Raw genomic sequence first — 15481 nt, forward strand, 5'->3', positions numbered from 1 at the left:
ACGGCGTCAGCCTTGAACTCTTCCGTAAAGCCCTTGCGTGCCATTTTTCACCTCTCCAGTTGACTCGAAGTCTACCTTTTGAGGTGTCCAGGTTTATTGGACCACTACACCCCCCTCTCCCGCACGCGGGAGAGGGGCCGGGGGAGAGGGCCAACGCATTGATTACCGCTCGCGCTTTTCTTCCTGAAGGCTCGCCAAAATCCCCGCCACCCGATCCCCCAGATACTTGTTCGCCGAAATCTCCAGTGCGCGCATCATCTCCGTCTCCAGCGTGACCATCGCCAGCGGACGAATCCGCCACAGCACATCCACAATGCGTGGCACTTCCGCAGGCGGCGGCAGTTGCCCTTCGCCGAAGCGGTCCAGTTCGCGCACCACCATGCCGACGATACGATCGGACACCGCCTGGAAATGCCCGCGTGCATGCTCGATGATGTCGAGCACGTCATCGAGCGGGAATCCCGCACGCGACATTTCCACGCCCGCCGCCAGCGCGCGCGGACTGCGTGCCAGATAGCCAAGACCATCCGGCTCCAGCAACCCCAACGCAATCGAGCGCTTCAGCACCGGCCGTGAAATCGCGCGGCCAAACATGCGCGCGAGTGCGAGATAGGAATAGTGGCGCGGTGCCTCGGTATTCCACGGACTGCTGATCGCGGTTTCCAGCCCCAGGATCGAGCGCAGGTCGTGCCCTTCCACGATGGCCTTGAGCAACTCCATGATGTTGGCGAGCGTGTAGCCGCGCGCCAGCAGATGGTTGATCAGCCGCAGCCGTCCCAGATGCGTCTGCGTATAGATGCCCACGCGCCCGCGCCGCTCGGGCGGATCGATCAGCCCCTTGTCCTGGTACGAGCGGATATTGCGCACCGTGGTGCCCGCCACGCGCGCGAGTTCGTCGATCGTGTACTCGGGCGGTGTCGTGGATAGATCGGCGGACATGGCGGAATCTGGGGAGGCGACGGACTGGCCATCGCGCGGGATCGAGGTCATGGGGGAAAATTCTAAACGAGTCGGGCGACGCTACAATGCGCCAACACATTCCGGCGCCCCCATGCATATCCGTTGGCTCGAAGATTTCGTCTGTCTGGCACAGGCTGGCAGCCTCGCGCGTGCCGCCGAACTGCGCAATGTCACGCCGCCTGCATTCGGTCGCCGCATGCAGGCGCTGGAGGTCTGGGCCGGCGCGCCGCTGATCGACCGCAGCGCGTTTCCGGTGCGGCTCACCGCCGAAGGCCGCCAGTTTCTCGAAGCCGCCCAGGCGGCGCTGCGCACGCTCGACGAGGCGCGCATGTCGCTGCGCGCAGCGCATCGTGCGGACGCCAGCACCATCACGATTGCCACCGGAAAGACACTGGCGCGCTCGATGGTGCCCGCATGGCTGGCCAGCCTGCGCCATGCCTTGCGCGACGACGCCGTGGGCGCGGGATTCCGCACGCGGCTCTCCACCCACGCCACGCACGACGCGCTGGAGATGTTCTCCGAGGGCGATGCCGACTTCCTGCTCTGCTACAGCCCGCATGATCTTCCCGTGATGCTCGACGACACCCGCTACATGTTCCATCCGGTGGGCGTGGAGCGATTGGTGTGCGTGGCAGCGGCCGATGCGCGCGGCGGTCCAACGTTCCGACTCGGACAGCGTACGGCGATGGTGCCGATGATCGCGTATGCCGAGACCCTGACCATGGGCCGCATGGTCAATCAGGAAATCGCGCGCCGCAAACTGGCCGGCAAGCTCGACGTGATTGCGGTGAGCGATTTCGCGGAGTCGGTGCATGAAATGGTGCGCCAGAAAATGGGCCTGGCGTGGCTGCCCGCGAAGCTGATTGCGGATGATCTGCATGCAGGGAGGCTGGTGCGTGCGGATGTGCAGGGCGATGCTGTGGACCTTGCGCTGGATATCCGGCTGTATCGGCCGAGAACGCAGATGCGGGCGTTGGCGGAGGTGTTTTGGGCGGCGGCGGTCAGGTAGCTCCCCTCTTGTTCTGCTCCCCTTTCCCCGCTTGTTTCGCTCCCCTCTCCCGCTTTGCGGGAGAGGGGCTGGGGGAGAGGGCCAGCGGTCCAAATTGCGATGTGGTCGGCAAGCAGAGCCTCCCGCCCTCTCCCCTAACCCCTCTCCCGCCGCGCGGGAGAGGGGAACCAAAAGCCAAGCCGGAAGAGCGGCCATGCACCACTTCCGCTCATTGCCAAAACAGCAACCCCCATTGCCAAAGCTGCACGATGCCTCGCCGCGCGCTCTCTAACATCGGCGCAAACATTCAAAGCCCTGCCGGAGAAATCATGAAGACCCTGATGCGCGCGGCTGTTGCCGCCACCCTTGCCAGTGCCGCGTTCGCGGCCTCGGCCGCTCCCGCCTATCCCACCAAGCCGATCACGCTCGTCGTGGGTTACACCGCAGGCGGCAGTGTGGACCTCGTGGCGCGCACCGTGGCGCCGGAACTGAGCAAGCGTCTCGGGCAGAGCGTGGTCATCGAGAACCTGGGTGGGGCCGGCGGCACGATCGGCGCACAGAAGGTGGTCAAGGCCGAGGCCGATGGCTACACACTGCTGCTGGGTTCGGGCAGCGAAGTGTCGATCGCGCGCCTGACCAATCCGGCTGTGCGCTATGACGGCGAGAAGGATCTGGCGGCCATCACGTTCGTCGGCACGCAGCCGATGGTGCTGGTTGGCAAGCTGGACCTGCCCGCGAAGAATGCCGCCGAACTGATTGCGCTGGCCAAGGCCAAGCCGGGTTCGCTGTCGTATGCCTCGTCGGGCGTGGGTACGCCGCTGAACCTGGCTGGTGAACTCATCAAGCAGCAGGGCCAGGTCAACATCACGCATGTGCCTTACAAGGGCGCTTCCGCCATGGCCACCGACCTGCTCGGCGGTCAGATCGATCTCGCCGTGATGGTGCTGTCCTCCGCACTTCCGCATATCCAGGCCAACCGCGTGCGGGCCTATGGCGTGACCGAAGGCAAGCGCGCCAGCGTGGCGCCGAATGTTCCTGCGCTGGCCGAGACCCCCGCGCTCAAGGGCGTGGACATGGGAGTATGGTTTGGATTGATGGCACCTGGCAAAACTGACCGGGCTATTATCGATCGCCTGAATACTGAGATGCAGGCCGTGCTGACCATGCCCGATGTAAAGAAGAAGCTGGCCGAGGCCGGCGTGGAGGTTTCACCGGCCAATCCGGCGCAGTTCGCCAGCTTCGTGAAGCGCGAGACGGCCAAGTACCGCACCATCGTGCAGACCGCCGATATTCGCCAATGAGCCGCCAATAAGCCACAGCCGAGGATGTACCAGATGACGCAGCGTGCCCCTACCTTCGACGCCTATGCGGTCGAGGTCGAGTTTCCCGATATCCGCCCCTACGCCGAAGGCAACAGCGGCGTGGCGTACGTCCACACGTTCGACAGCGGCATTGCAGGTCCGCACGTGATGATCAACGCACTGACGCACGGCAACGAGGTGTGTGGGGCGATTACGGTGGGCGGCCTGCTTGACCATGGCCTGCGTCCGCGCACGGGCAAGCTGACGCTGTCGTTTGCCAATGTGGATGCCTACGCGCGCTTCGATGCGTCCACGCCCGATGCGTCACGCTTTGTCGATCAGGACTTCAACCGCGTCTGGACCGCTGCTGTGCTCGACGACATGTCGCGCGATTCCTCGGAGCTGCGCCGTGCCCGTGCGATGCGTCCCATTGTCGATACCGTCGACCTGCTGCTCGATCTGCATTCGATGCATGAGAAGAGCCGTCCGCTGATCGTGTCGGGTCCGCTCGACAAGGGCATCGCGCTATCGCGGGCGCTCGGCACGCCTGCCGACGTGATCGTCGACGAAGGCCATCCGGAAGGCCGCCGCATGCGCGACTACGCCGATTTTGGCGATGCCGCGAGCGCACGCAACGCGCTGCTGATCGAATGCGGCCAGCACTGGGAAGTCTCCGCCGTGGACGTGGCCCGCGACAGCACCGCGCGCTTTCTGCTGAACGCTGGCATCGTCGAGGAAGCCGATCTGCCCGCCGGATGGCTGCGTCCGCTGCCCGCCACGCAACGCGTGATCCGCGTGACCGAGCCAGTGGTGGCCAGCAGCATGGACTTCCGTTTTGCTGGCCCTTATACCGGCCTCGAAACGTTTGCCGACGCGGGCACCGTGATCGCCTGGCGCGATGGCGAACCCGTGGTCACGCCCTACGCCAACTGCGTGCTCGTCATGCCTTCTCTGCGCCAGCTCCGGCCCGGTGTGACCGTAGTGCGGCTCGGACAGCTTGAACTATGAAACCGGTTGCATATATCACAACGTGATATTTTGCTGATTCCCTAGATTAAGCGTTCTCTACATTCAAGGCGGCACTTCGGACATCCGATAACCGTGACGTGACGACCTGCCATCAGAGCGGGCGTTACCCGTGCGTCACGATGGTGCACGGCGTTAATCACGGAGCGCCCCTTGTATTCAAACTCTTCTCTTACCCTGCCGCGGCAGGCGTCGGCTGGCGGCTTGCGCGCGCGGGCCGGCAGCTGGAGTATCGGCACGCGCCTAGCGCTGGTAGTCCTTGCCGTCCAGATTGTCGCGTTCTGCGCCTTTTCGTTGGCGCTCTCGCTGAGCAGCATGCGCCAGCTCGAAACGCAGGCGCGCGAGGCCATCACCGCCGAAAGCCAGACCCTGCGCGAGCTGGTGGCCCAGCTCGACGACACCATGTTGCAGGAGGCCGACCGCTTCCTGCTGAGCTTTGCCGCCGTACTCCCCGGACCGTATGCCGTGGACCCCGCGCAGACCATCGAGGTGGCTGGCAAGGCCACGCCCGAGTTCCGCAGCGGCGACCTTGTGCTCAACAACAGCTTCGAGATCCCGGACAAGTTCTTCGCCAACACGGGTGGCGTGGTGGCCACGGTTTTCGCGCGTACGGGCGATGACTACATCCGCGTCACCACCTCGCTGAAAAAGCAGGATGGCCAGCGCGCCATCGCCACCGTGCTCGATCGCGCCAGCCCGGCCTACGCGGCGGTGGCTGCAGGCAAGTCGTACCGCTCGCTGGCCTGGCTGTTCGGCAAGCCCTACATGAGCAAGTACGAACCCGTGCGCGATGCCAGCGGGAAGATCGTCGGCGCGCTGTACGTGGGCGTGAACGTCGAGGCGGAACTCGCGGCGCTGAAAAACCGCATCCGTCGCAAGACGATCGGTGCCGATGGCCAGTTCATCGTGATCGACGCCAAGCCGGGTGCGGACCAGGGCAAGGTGATGGTGGACCGCTCCGGCAGCGAAGGAACTGTGCAGATCGATGCCAAGGATGCCGAGGGGAAGTCCTGGGTGCGTGACATGATCGCCGCGAAGGATGGCGATGTGATCAACACCGTGGCCATCGGCAACAACGCCGCAGTGGAGCGCCTGACCGCGTTCGCGACCTATCCCGAATGGAAGTGGCTGATTGCCGGCAGCGTGCCGACGGCCTCGCTGCGCAACGAACTCGAAGCCAGCCGCAACCTTTTCCTGGCCGGTGGACTGCTGGCTGCGCTGGTGGTGTCGGCCGCGTTCTGGTGGCTGCTGCGCCGTATGGTCAGCCAGCCGCTGGCGCATGCCGCCGATGCAGCAGGGCGCCTGGCTTCCGGTGATCTCACCGCGCGGCTGGAGACCACGCGCAATGACGAGATCGGCCAGTTGATGCGTGCGATCGATGGCGTGGGGCAGGGCCTCAGTGGCATCGTCGACAAGGTGCGCGGCAGCGTGGGCGCCATTGCGGGCAGCACGAGCCAGATTGCCAGCGGCAATGCCGATCTCTCGGCGCGCACCGCATCGCAGGCGGGCAGCCTGGAGCGGACCGTGGCGAGCATCGAGGAGCTTTCGGTCACGGTGAAGCAGAATGCCGACAACGCGCACGACGCGAATGCCGCCGTGGCGAGCGCCGCCGATGCGGCACGCGCCGGCGGCACCACGGTGGGCCGCGTGGTCACGACCATGGCCGACATCCATCGCAATGCGCAGCAGGTGGTGGACATCATCGGCATGATCGACGGCATCGCGTTCCAGACCAACATCCTGGCGCTCAACGCCGCCGTGGAAGCCGCGCGCGCGGGCGAGCATGGCCGTGGGTTTGCCGTGGTGGCGGGCGAGGTGCGTAGCCTGGCGCAACGCAGCGCAAACGCTGCGGGCGAGATCAAGCAGTTGATCGAGCGTACGGTGACCGATCTGAAGTCGGGCAACGAGGCCGTGCAGCAGGCGGGTACGGCCATCGACGATATGGTGCGTCGCGTGGAAGGCATTGCCGCGCTGATGGGCGATATCAGCACAGCCTCGCGCGAGCAATCGCTGGGGCTGGGGCAGGTGAGCAGCGCCGTGGCGGAGATGGATACAGTGACGCAGCAGAACGCCGCGCTCGTGGAAGAAGCCGCTGCCGCCGCCGAAAGCCTGCATCACCAGGCGCAGGAGTTGCGCCAGGCGGTGGAGGTGTTCAGGCTGGCCTGATCGTCCCGGCCAGCTTCGACGTAGCCCGCTCAGGCCACCGGGGCCGGGGCGGGCTGGGCGGGTGCCGGCGCCGGTGCTGCTTCGGGCTGGGGTTGCGGCTTCAGTCCGGGGAAGAGTTCGTCCACCAGTTCCTCGATCTTCATGTCGGGCGGAATGAAGTTGCTCAGGTTCACGCCACCCGCGCTGCGGTTGGCGTTGAAGATGGCCTTGCCCACGCGCTCGCCGTTGCGGTACACGGTGATGTCGGCGGCGGCCAGGAAGGGCGTGATGTAGTTCTGGCGCTGTGCCACGTACATCGCCGTCATCGGGCAGGATGCCATGGACGAGTTCGGCGGCAGCAGCTTCACCTCGAAGTTGCGCACGCGCAGTGCCTTGATGAAGCTTTCCACGTAGGCATTGTTGCTCACCTGGTTGGTGACCACGCAGAACAGCGAGCCATCGGCACCGACCACGCGGTTGCCATCGACACGGAACTGCGCCGGGCCGCCATAGGCACCGGGCTGGAAACCGGCAATCGGATCGACCTGATCCGCGCGATCTACCGGCAACACGCTCTGGTAGGTGGAACAGCCCGTGGCCAGCAGGGCCAGCGTGGCGGCAATCGTTACTCTCTTCATCATGGGTCCTGGATCGCGTCGGCGAGGGCGCCGGCCGCCCGGACCCGCATCCATGGCGGTTCAGGGGCGCATTGCCGGCAGCATGCCTCCGTAATGTAGGCGTGCCGGCCATGGATCAAAGCGCAGAACAGCGAGGGACTGCTGCCGCAAATCGCCGCGCAACCCCCGGATCCCGAAGCGATGCCTCGATGTGATGCCTAGTTGGCGCCGCCGCGCAGCAGGCAGTCCGACAGCAGCGGCGTACCGCCCTCGCCAACCCCTGCGCCGTTGCATTCCACGGCAACCTTCTGGCCGCGGCGGACCATCGTTGCGCGCGCTTCCACCTCGCAGGCGCGGGTGCCCGGACCGCAGATCTGGTCCTTCAGCAGATCGGCTCGCACTACCACGCCGGGATTGTCGGTGCGGATTTCGAGGTACACGTGCGCGTGATCGCGCCGGATGCCACTCGCCACACCTTCGACGATGAGGTACTTCCCCTTGTAGCGATCATCGGCGGCGGCGGCGTCGGCGGCGTAGTCGGTAGCCAGCGCATCGGCCGGATATTGCGGCAGCAGGTCGGCAGGGCGGTTCGGATCGATACTGATCGGGTCCAGCACGCCGTTGCGCGGAATGCCGCGCGGGAGGCTGGCCGGCGGTTCGGCCGGGGTGGAGGCTGCAGCGGTATCGGTGGTGGTGTTGGTGGGGACGATTTCACCGGTGTCGTTCCCTACGAACCACAGCAGGACAAGGACAACGACAGCGACGGCGGCAACGAGGATCTGGCGGGAATTGCTCAACATCTTGGGGGCGGGCCGGACGCATCTGGCCGGGATAGGCAGGTAAGTAGGTCGCCAGTGTAGCGCGTCCTAGCCCGGTTCCGCGCCCGCCAGCAGGAACGTCCGCGCGGCGGCGAGGATCTCGTTCGACAGCGGCGTGCCCATCGTGGCGCGCGACAGCATCAGCGCTCCGGCCAGCGTGGCCATCTGTGCGACGGCTTTGCTGCGGGCTGCCGAGGCGTCATCGCCCGGCTGGATGGCGGTCAGGATCTGCAAGAGGTCTTCCACGCCATCATGGAAGGCCGCACGCACGGGCTTGTCCACGGCTTCACGCGCCACGTCGTTGGCCAGTGCCGCCACGGGGCACCCCGTGCCGGAGCTATTGCGGTTACGCGTCGAGAGATAGCCGTCGATCAGGGCGGCAAGCGCGGCATCATTGTCGGCGGCGTCGGCCACGCGCTTGCGCCAGCGCCCTTCGGCTTCCTCGAAGGCACGGGTGCAGGCGATGGCAGCCAGCGCATCCTTCGATTCGAAATGGCCGTAGAAGCCGCCGTGCGTGAGGCCGGCGGCACCCATGAGGTCCGCCACGCTGACACCGTTGAATCCCTGCTCGCGGAACAGCCGCGACGATACCTGCTCGATGACTACGCGGTTCTTCTCCGCTTCCGCTTTCGATACACGCGGCATGATGTGCTCCAGAAAGCTGTGTGGGCGATGGTCCGCCACATCGCATGACAAGTCAACGCAGCGGACTTCAAATGGAATAGACCCTCGGCAAACGATCCCGCTCCCGGTTTGCTCCCCTCTCCCATTTCATGGGAGAGGGGAGCTACCGAGGCGCAGCGCAACATCAAACGATAGTTGCCCCCTGACTCCCCAGCGCCACAAGGTATTCCTCCACCCCATACGGCGCCGTGTGCCCTTGCCCCGCCAGAAAGAAGTCACGCAGGATATCGCCCTGCTGCTCCAGCTTGTAGTCATGCAACGCCTTGCCCGCAGTCAGTCGATAGCGATACTGGTTGAACCCCAGGAAGTGCAGCACCTGTTCGCACCCACCGCGCCACAACACATTGACCCCGCGCTGATGCTGCCAGACATGCGCCATCTCATGGATGAACAGCGCCTGCAGCCCCAACCCGGCCCGGCTGAAGTCATCGATCCCACGCAGCTTGCGCCCAAGGTAGATGTTGCCGTTCGGCGTGATGATGTAGCGACCACCCTGCCAGAAGACGAAATTGCGATGAAGGATGCGGACAGACGCGTAATCGACCGCGTCAGCAAAGATCTGATGGGCGAGGGCGATTTCGCCGGGGGTGAGGGGGCGGTTCATGACCATTGGAACGGCGTGAGTGCAAGATGCAGCATCAATGGGGTTGCGACAACAGGATGACGCTAGTGGTCGTCGCCATTCAAGCCGTTCGAGTCGAGTTGTAGTTGCTGCTGCTCTCGCTCGAGCTGCTGAATGCTCTTCTCCGGCGTTGGCAAGCTTTCAGGCATCGTGCCTCCAAGCTCCACAATCGTTTGACGGACTTTGGCTCCAACCTCAAAGTGGGTGGCACCTGTGACTTACCGCGAACGTTGTCTCGCCTCAGCTTCTCTTCGGTCTGCGTTGCGCGAAACAAATTTGCCGCAAGCTCGGTGCTGCCCATATGGTCGAGGATTCGTTGCGTCTTCTTTAGACGCTTGGATCCGTGGATATCCTTTGCGCCGAAGCCACCATAAAGTCCGCGGTAGCCGTGGTCTTGAAAGATTGCGTAGTCGAGACCGGTTTTGACACCAGCGCTCTTTGCAGCAGCTGTCAACGCCTTGTTGTGATGGACCAATTCCCCACGCAGCATCAAACGTCGTTCATCCTCAGAGAAATTTCCAAACCTTGGCGAGTCATCCGCTAGTTCCTGCCGCCTGGTCTGGATCGCAAAGTACGTCTGCCCCTGAGCAATTGCAAGTTTGGACGGATCACCATTCTGTACGACCAGATAGCAGGCATATCTCGACAACTCGCAGTCTTCAATGGCGCGACGGGCTTTAGAACCGATGGAAACCATTTTCGTGATGTGACGAAAATGGTCTGCTGGCGTTTGACCGGACTTCTTGCACGCTTCGACGGCCTTGTCGACCACCCGGCGGAAGCTCTCCCAGTTTGCATACTCCAGGATGGGCTGGAGATCTCTGGCGTACCAGAACTCGGAATCTTCCTCGTTCGTTTGCCGGGTACTCTCGAAAGTACTGGTGGTCTTCGCGGTAGTTTGCTGGGTAGTCATGGCTTCATGGATGGCACTGTACAAAAACACAGTGTCATCCATGATGGCCCGAAGGATGTTGACCTGGACGAAGACCCCGCCGTGGTTACCGATCTGCACGGCATTGCGCCGCGCAGGTCGATACTCACTTCCCAATACAAAACCGCGTAAAGATCGTCCCCAGCAGATCGTCGCTCGTGAACTCGCCCGTGATGCTGTTCAGGTGATCCTGCGCGAGCCGTAGTTCCTCGGCGAACAGGTCGAGGGCCTGGGCGCTTTGTTCGGCGCGTTCCACGGCGCAGTCGAGGTGGGACTGCGCGCTGCGCAGGGCGATGAGGTGGCGTTCGCGGGCCAGGAAGGTGCCTTCGTTGCCGGATTGCCAGCCGATCAGGCGCAGCAGTTCGCGACGCATCAGATCGATGCCGGCACCGGTGCGTGCGGAGATCCAGATCTCGGTGGGATTGGGGCCGTTGGCGGCCACAACGTGCGGCCGGTTGCCGCCGAAGCCCATTTCGCCAGCCGATGGGGCGAGGTCGATCTTGTTGACCACGCGCACGATGGGCGAGCCCGGTGGCAGTTGGCCGCTCAGGCGATCGTCGATGTGGTCGTCGGTTTCCGAGATGCCGTGTTCGAGGTAGTCGGCAGCATCCACGAGGTGCAGCACGATATCCGCGCGACGAATGGCCTCCCACGTGCGTTCGATACCGATGCGCTCCACTTCGTCGGCAGCGTCATCGCGCAGACCGGCAGTGTCGATGATGTGCAGCGGGATGCCGTCGATCTGGATGGTCTCGCGCACACGGTCGCGCGTGGTGCCGGCGATGGGTGTGACGATGGCAAGCTCCGCGCCGGCCAGTGCGTTCAGCAGCGACGACTTGCCGACGTTCGGTTGACCCGCCAGCACCACCGACAACCCTTCGCGCAGCAACGAACCCTGGCGCGCCTGCTTCAACACGCCCGCCAGCGCTTCACGAATGCGCGTGAGTTGGCCGCGTGCATCGGAGGCTTCGAGGAAGTCGATTTCCTCTTCAGGAAAATCGAGCGTGGCTTCCACCAGCATGCGCAGGTGGATGACCTTTTCCACAAGCGCGTGGATGGCGCTGGAGAACTCGCCTTCCATCGAACGCGCGGCCGAGCGGGCGGCGGCTTCGGTGCTGGCTTCGATCAGGTCGGCCACGGCTTCCGCTTGCGCCAGGTCGAGCTTGTCGTTCAGAAATGCGCGGCGCGTGAATTCGCCGGGTTCGGCCACGCGCAGGCCCACGGGCTTGCCTGCTTCGAGGCAGCGCGACAGCAGCATCTGCATGACCACCGGGCCGCCGTGGCCCTGCAGTTCAAGCACTTCCTCTCCGGTGTAGGAATTCGGCGCGGGGAAGTACAACGCCAGGCCATGGTCGATGACCTTGCCGCGTGCATCGAGGAAGGGCAGGTAGGTGGCGTGGCGCGGTTGCAGGTTGCGGCCGCATACGGCGCGCATGATCGTGCCGACATCGGGGCCGGACACGCGTACCACGCCGATGCCGCCGCGTCCCGGTGCGGTGGCGATGGCGGCAATCGGTAGCTCGGTGAGGGTGGCAGTCATGGGCGCTATTGTCGCAGAACGTTTTGCGGATCGGAGGGGAGGGCGTCGTGAAGCGCGTCGGCGCAGCCCAGGCATTCGGCCATCAGGCGGCGCGCCACGCTCTCGTCGATCAGGTCACCCAGCGCGGATTGCCGGGCGACCAGTTTCTTGCGCAGGCGTTTGCGATAGCGGCCGGGGAGCACGTCGGATAGTGCCTCGATGGCATAGCGCAGACGCTTGTTGCCGATGCGGAGTTTGTGAACGTGATCAGTCTGGCCGTCGCGGGCGATGCGCGCCAGATCGCAAACATGGCGCCGGGCCTTTCGAATGCGGCGGGGCGCGAAGCCCTTCAAGCGCTCGTCGGATGTCTCCGAGGCGATATGAATCAGATCGCGATACAGGATAGGCAGCGGCGATTGCCGATAGTGCGCGAGCTTCTCCATCATTTCGGCGTGATCGGCCACGCGTCGCGCTTGCGCGGTCTGCACCAGCGTGGTCAACACCGGATCGTTGGGCTGCATCTCCAGCGCCGGCGCAAGGGTCTCCGAAATGAAGACATCCCAGTCGCGCACGGGTCCGGCAGCGCCGGCCATATCGTGCAGCGTACGCTTCCAGCGCGCCTTGACGTGCGCGCCAAGGACCGGCCCGAAGGCCCACGTCACGGCACGCAGGTGGCGAAGGGCGACGCGTAGTTGATGTACATCTTCGATCTCGTCCCGATGCTGCAGCGCTTCGAGCCGCTTGTCGACAGCGCGCAGCCCGTGATCGCCCAGGATAACGAACGCCCGGGTGGGACGCATCTTGCGATGCAATGCTGGTTGACGGCTCATGGCGGTGTCTCTTGATCGTGACCGGCAAAGAGATTGACTGCGCAGGGGTCCGTCTAGTGTAGGCGATGGCGCACGTGGGTGGCGCATGCATCGCCCGGCGCCAACACTGAGCTATCGGGTGGCGACAATGAAGACCCGAGGGAAGGGCAGCAGTACCGTGCCGTCTGGCAGCGCCGGAAAGACTTTGGCCAGGGCCGCTTCGTATTGTCTGAGATAGGCGGCTTTCTCGGTCTCGTCGAGCGGTGCCAGGAACGGCCGCAGGCCGCTACCCTTGAACCACTCGACCACCGCCGCCGCGCCGCCCTTGAGCGGATGCTGGTAGATCGTGCGCCAGATATCCACGCGGCTGCAGTGCGGCTTCAGCAATTCGTAATACCAGCGTTCGGAGGGCAGGGCGGTGCGCGTGCCAGCCGCCTCGGTCAGCTTGGCAGACCACGGGCCGTTCATGGCGGTTTCGCGCATCAGCAGGTGCGGCGGCTCGTTGAGATTGTCCGGCATCTGCACGGCGAGGCTGCCGCCCGGCGTCAGGCGGCTGACGAGCGAGGGAAACAGCGTGGCGTGGTCGGGCACCCACTGGAACACGGCGTTGGCCAGCATCACATCCCACGGGCCGGCGTCGTTCCATTGCGTGGCATCGGCAATATCGAAATGCAGGTCGGGCAGCCGCTTGCGGGCGGCGGCGATCATGTCGGTGTCGCTGTCCACGCCCGTGACTTCGGCATCGACAAATCGCGCGGCCAGCACCTCGGTGGAGTTGCCTGGGCCGCAGCCGATATCGACCACGCGCCGTGCATCCACCGGCGGAATGGCCGCCACCAGATCGCGCACCGGGCGGGTGCGCTCGTCCTCGAACTGTACGTATTGGCTGGCCGACCACGTCATGGCATGTCCCTTTCCGCTGCAGCGGGGTTGCTAAGTCTTATATAAGACCTGAAGCATACGCCTTGAGGCCAGCCGCGTGGCGGCGGCGATAAAAACAGACAACAAAAAACCCGGCGCGAGGCCGGGTTCTTCGTAATGCGGGGCAGAACCCCGGCGATCAGCTTTTCGACGATCAGCTCTTGGCGATCGCCGCCGCCTTGCCCTTGCCGAGCATGCGGTTGATCTGCCATTGCTGGGCAATCGACAGGATGTTGTTCACCACCCAGTACAGCACGAGGCCGGCCGGGAAGAAGAAGAACATGAACGAGAACACCAGCGGCATGATCATCATGACCTTGGCCTGCACGGGATCCGGCGGGGTCGGGTTCAGCTTGGTCTGCACGAACATCGACACAGCCATCACGATCGGCAGGATGTAGAACGGATCCGGCACCGAGAGGTCATGGATCCAGCCCAGCCAGGGCGCGCCGCGCATTTCCACCGACGACAGCAGCACCCAGTACAGCGCGATGAACACCGGGATCTGGATCACGATCGGCAGGCAGCCGCCGAGCGGGTTCACCTTCTCGGTACGGTACAGGGCCATCATCTCCGCGTTCATCTTCTGCGGATCGCCCTTGTAGCGTTCGCGGATCGACGTCATGCGGGGTTGCAGGTCCTTCATCTTGCCCATCGAGCGGTAGCTCGCGGCGGACAGCGGGAAGAACACCAGCTTGATCAGCACGGTCAGCGCGATGATCGACCAGCCCCAGTTGCCCAGGAAGCCGTGCAGCTTCTCCAGCAGCCAGAACAGCGGCTTGGCCAGGATGGTCAGCCAGCCATAGTCCTTCACCAGTTCCAGGCCCGGCGTGATCTGCTCGAGCATGTGCTCTTCCTGCGGACCCGCGAACAGGCGTGCCTGGGTGCTGACCGCCGCGCCCGGCGCGATCTGGCCCAGCGGCTGCTGGACACCCACGCGGTACAGGTTCGGATCGATCTGCTCGGCGTAGAAGCTGTGCTCCTTGCCGTTCTGCGGAATCCAGGCCGAGGCGAAGTAATGCTGCACCATCGCTACCCAGCCATTGTTCGTGGCGGGCGGCACGGTGGCCTTGCCCTTGGCGATGTCCTCGAAGCTGATCTTGTGGTACTTGTCGGCGTTCGTGTAGATGGCCGGGCCCGTGAACGTGCTGTAGAACTGCGACTGCTCGACCTTGCTGCCATCGCGCGCGAGTTCCATGTACAGCGTGGGCGAGATCGGCGCCGTGCCCGAGTTGGCCACGTCGAAGCGCGTATCGATGACGTAGCTGCCCTTGTTGAAGGTGTACGTCTTCGTGAACTTCACACCGTTCTTCTCGGCCGTCAGTACAACGTCGAGCTTGTCCTGGCCGGGTGCCAGCGCGCGAGCGCCGGGGGCAGCCGTGAACACCGTCGTGTGGTTCGGCAGGTCGCCGCCGATCAGGCCCGAACGTGCCAGGTACGTACGCGTGGCATCGCGTTCGAACAGCACCACGGGCTTGCCGTCCTTCTCTTTCTCGTGCAGCAGCTCGAGGCGCGACACGATGCCGCCAGCGGTATCGATCTCCGCGCGTACCTCGTCGGTGGTCACCACGACCTTCTCGGCCGAAGGCTGTGCGGCGCCCTGCGGGGCAGCCGGCACGGCGCCTGGCGCGGAAGCGTTCGTCCCGCTGGCCTTGGGCACGTCACCCTGGGCCGCGGCGCCGCTCGCACCACCGGCCGGAGCGGCCTGCTGTTGCGTATTGGCGCTCGGGAAGAACATCGACGCGTGGCCGTTGGCGCGCTGCCAGTTGTCGTAGAGCAGCACGAGGGCCATCGAGAAGATGACCCACAGGATAGTGCGTTTGATATCCATATCTCGCTATGGTCTGGGGGAATCAGGGTCTGGGGAGCCGGACCGTGACAGGCGGACGGCCTGGCGCGGCGGATGCGCGGGGCGCCGCGTCGGCCTTCCCGTTTACTGCGGGCTCGGGCACGGGATCATACCCGCCCTTTGCGAAAGGATGGCAGCGGCAAAGCCTGCACGCAGCCATCCACGTGCCGCGCGCCGGGCCATGGCTGGCGATGGCGTCGCGGGCATAGTCGGAACACGTGGGCAGGAAGCGGCACTGCGAGCCCAGGTACGGACTCAGGGCGATCTTGTAGACGCGCAGCAGGGCAAGCA

The 15481-nt window shown here is 64.5% G+C and carries 14 protein-coding genes and 1 pseudogene; 4 read left to right on the forward strand and 11 right to left on the reverse strand.

What is annotated here, in order from left to right:
- Window positions 1-162: 162 nt before the first annotated feature.
- Window positions 163-939 carry a MerR family transcriptional regulator gene (locus FFS21_RS29780; RefSeq protein ID WP_137928273.1) on the reverse strand — a complete coding sequence of 259 codons (777 nt, stop codon included), beginning with the start codon at window positions 937-939 and terminating at the stop codon, window positions 163-165.
- A 112-nt stretch (window positions 940-1051) separates the two neighbouring features.
- On the opposite strand from FFS21_RS29780, the gene FFS21_RS29785 reads away from it, so the two are divergent.
- The 4 genes from FFS21_RS29785 to FFS21_RS29800 all read left to right on the forward strand — a co-directional run bounded on the left by FFS21_RS29785 (window position 1052) and on the right by FFS21_RS29800 (window position 6441).
- The gene (locus FFS21_RS29785; RefSeq protein ID WP_137928263.1) at window positions 1052-1969 is read left to right on the forward strand and encodes a LysR family transcriptional regulator; all 918 of its coding nucleotides are present in this window, start codon (window positions 1052-1054) and stop codon (window positions 1967-1969) included.
- A gap of 308 nt (window positions 1970-2277) precedes the next feature.
- Window positions 2278-3249 carry a Bug family tripartite tricarboxylate transporter substrate binding protein gene (locus FFS21_RS29790; RefSeq protein ID WP_137928264.1) on the forward strand — a complete coding sequence of 324 codons (972 nt, stop codon included), beginning with the start codon at window positions 2278-2280 and terminating at the stop codon, window positions 3247-3249.
- 33 nt (window positions 3250-3282) lie between these two features.
- Window positions 3283-4257 carry a M14 family metallopeptidase gene (locus FFS21_RS29795; protein ID WP_137928265.1) on the forward strand — a complete coding sequence of 325 codons (975 nt, stop codon included), beginning with the start codon at window positions 3283-3285 and terminating at the stop codon, window positions 4255-4257.
- Window positions 4258-4428: 171 nt separating this feature from the next.
- Window positions 4429-6441, forward strand: a complete 2013-nt coding sequence (locus FFS21_RS29800) for a methyl-accepting chemotaxis protein (protein WP_249359742.1) — start codon at window positions 4429-4431, stop codon at window positions 6439-6441.
- A 29-nt stretch (window positions 6442-6470) separates the two neighbouring features.
- Here the strand turns inward: FFS21_RS29800 and FFS21_RS29805 are convergent, their stop codons facing one another.
- The 10 genes and pseudogenes from FFS21_RS29805 to yidD all read right to left on the reverse strand — a co-directional run.
- Window positions 6471-7061 (reverse strand): Sbal_3080 family lipoprotein, encoded by a 591-nt coding sequence (locus tag FFS21_RS29805; RefSeq protein WP_370459247.1) that lies wholly within the window; start codon window positions 7059-7061, stop codon window positions 6471-6473.
- Window positions 7062-7255: 194 nt separating this feature from the next.
- Window positions 7256-7837, reverse strand: coding sequence for an OB-fold protein (locus FFS21_RS29810; RefSeq protein ID WP_137928266.1), 582 nt, complete (start codon window positions 7835-7837; stop codon window positions 7256-7258).
- Window positions 7838-7903: 66 nt separating this feature from the next.
- Window positions 7904-8500 (reverse strand): TetR/AcrR family transcriptional regulator, encoded by a 597-nt coding sequence (locus tag FFS21_RS29815; RefSeq protein ID WP_137928267.1) that lies wholly within the window; start codon window positions 8498-8500, stop codon window positions 7904-7906.
- 163 nt (window positions 8501-8663) lie between these two features.
- Window positions 8664-9143 (reverse strand): hypothetical protein, encoded by a 480-nt coding sequence (locus FFS21_RS29820; RefSeq protein WP_249359743.1) that lies wholly within the window; start codon window positions 9141-9143, stop codon window positions 8664-8666.
- Between the two features lie 62 nt (window positions 9144-9205).
- Window positions 9206-10116: pseudogene (gene dinD, locus FFS21_RS29825) on the reverse strand (DNA damage-inducible protein D).
- An 82-nt stretch (window positions 10117-10198) separates the two neighbouring features.
- Window positions 10199-11632: a tRNA uridine-5-carboxymethylaminomethyl(34) synthesis GTPase MnmE gene (mnmE, locus tag FFS21_RS29830; protein WP_137928269.1), complete on the reverse strand. Its 1434-nt coding sequence runs from the start codon at window positions 11630-11632 to the stop codon at window positions 10199-10201.
- A 5-nt stretch (window positions 11633-11637) separates the two neighbouring features.
- The gene (locus FFS21_RS29835) at window positions 11638-12441 is read right to left on the reverse strand and encodes a CHAD domain-containing protein (RefSeq protein ID WP_137928270.1); all 804 of its coding nucleotides are present in this window, start codon (window positions 12439-12441) and stop codon (window positions 11638-11640) included.
- A gap of 111 nt (window positions 12442-12552) precedes the next feature.
- A complete protein-coding gene (tam, locus tag FFS21_RS29840) occupies window positions 12553-13323 on the reverse strand; it encodes a trans-aconitate 2-methyltransferase (protein ID WP_137928271.1) in 771 nt (256 codons plus the stop codon).
- A 172-nt stretch (window positions 13324-13495) separates the two neighbouring features.
- Complete coding sequence (gene yidC, locus FFS21_RS29845) at window positions 13496-15172, reverse strand: membrane protein insertase YidC (protein WP_137928272.1); 1677 nt, start codon at window positions 15170-15172, stop codon at window positions 13496-13498.
- A 22-nt stretch (window positions 15173-15194) separates the two neighbouring features.
- Window positions 15195-15481: membrane protein insertion efficiency factor YidD (gene yidD, locus FFS21_RS29850; protein WP_249359747.1), on the reverse strand; the 287-nt coding region annotated here is incomplete at its 5' end.

Origin of the sequence: Cupriavidus sp. 2SB (assembly GCF_005503625.1) — a bacterium.
Lineage (GTDB): Bacteria > Pseudomonadota > Gammaproteobacteria > Burkholderiales > Burkholderiaceae > Cupriavidus.

What these genes read in the sequence shown, in the direction of transcription:
- FFS21_RS29780 (WP_137928273.1), bottom strand. Translation starts at nt 939, where the DNA reads ATGTCCGCCGATCTATCCACGACACCGCCCGAGTACACGATCGACGAA.
- FFS21_RS29785 (WP_137928263.1), top strand. Translation starts at nt 1,052, where the DNA reads ATGCATATCCGTTGGCTCGAAGATTTCGTCTGTCTGGCACAGGCTGGC.
- FFS21_RS29790 (WP_137928264.1), top strand. Translation starts at nt 2,278, where the DNA reads ATGAAGACCCTGATGCGCGCGGCTGTTGCCGCCACCCTTGCCAGTGCC.
- FFS21_RS29795 (WP_137928265.1), top strand. Translation starts at nt 3,283, where the DNA reads ATGACGCAGCGTGCCCCTACCTTCGACGCCTATGCGGTCGAGGTCGAG.
- FFS21_RS29805 (WP_370459247.1), bottom strand. Translation starts at nt 7,061, where the DNA reads ATGATGAAGAGAGTAACGATTGCCGCCACGCTGGCCCTGCTGGCCACG.
- FFS21_RS29810 (WP_137928266.1), bottom strand. Translation starts at nt 7,837, where the DNA reads ATGTTGAGCAATTCCCGCCAGATCCTCGTTGCCGCCGTCGCTGTCGTT.
- FFS21_RS29815 (WP_137928267.1), bottom strand. Translation starts at nt 8,500, where the DNA reads ATGCCGCGTGTATCGAAAGCGGAAGCGGAGAAGAACCGCGTAGTCATC.
- FFS21_RS29820 (WP_249359743.1), bottom strand. Translation starts at nt 9,143, where the DNA reads ATGAACCGCCCCCTCACCCCCGGCGAAATCGCCCTCGCCCATCAGATC.
- mnmE (WP_137928269.1), bottom strand. Translation starts at nt 11,632, where the DNA reads ATGACTGCCACCCTCACCGAGCTACCGATTGCCGCCATCGCCACCGCA.
- FFS21_RS29835 (WP_137928270.1), bottom strand. Translation starts at nt 12,441, where the DNA reads ATGAGCCGTCAACCAGCATTGCATCGCAAGATGCGTCCCACCCGGGCG.
- tam (WP_137928271.1), bottom strand. Translation starts at nt 13,323, where the DNA reads ATGACGTGGTCGGCCAGCCAATACGTACAGTTCGAGGACGAGCGCACC.
- yidC (WP_137928272.1), bottom strand. Translation starts at nt 15,172, where the DNA reads ATGGATATCAAACGCACTATCCTGTGGGTCATCTTCTCGATGGCCCTC.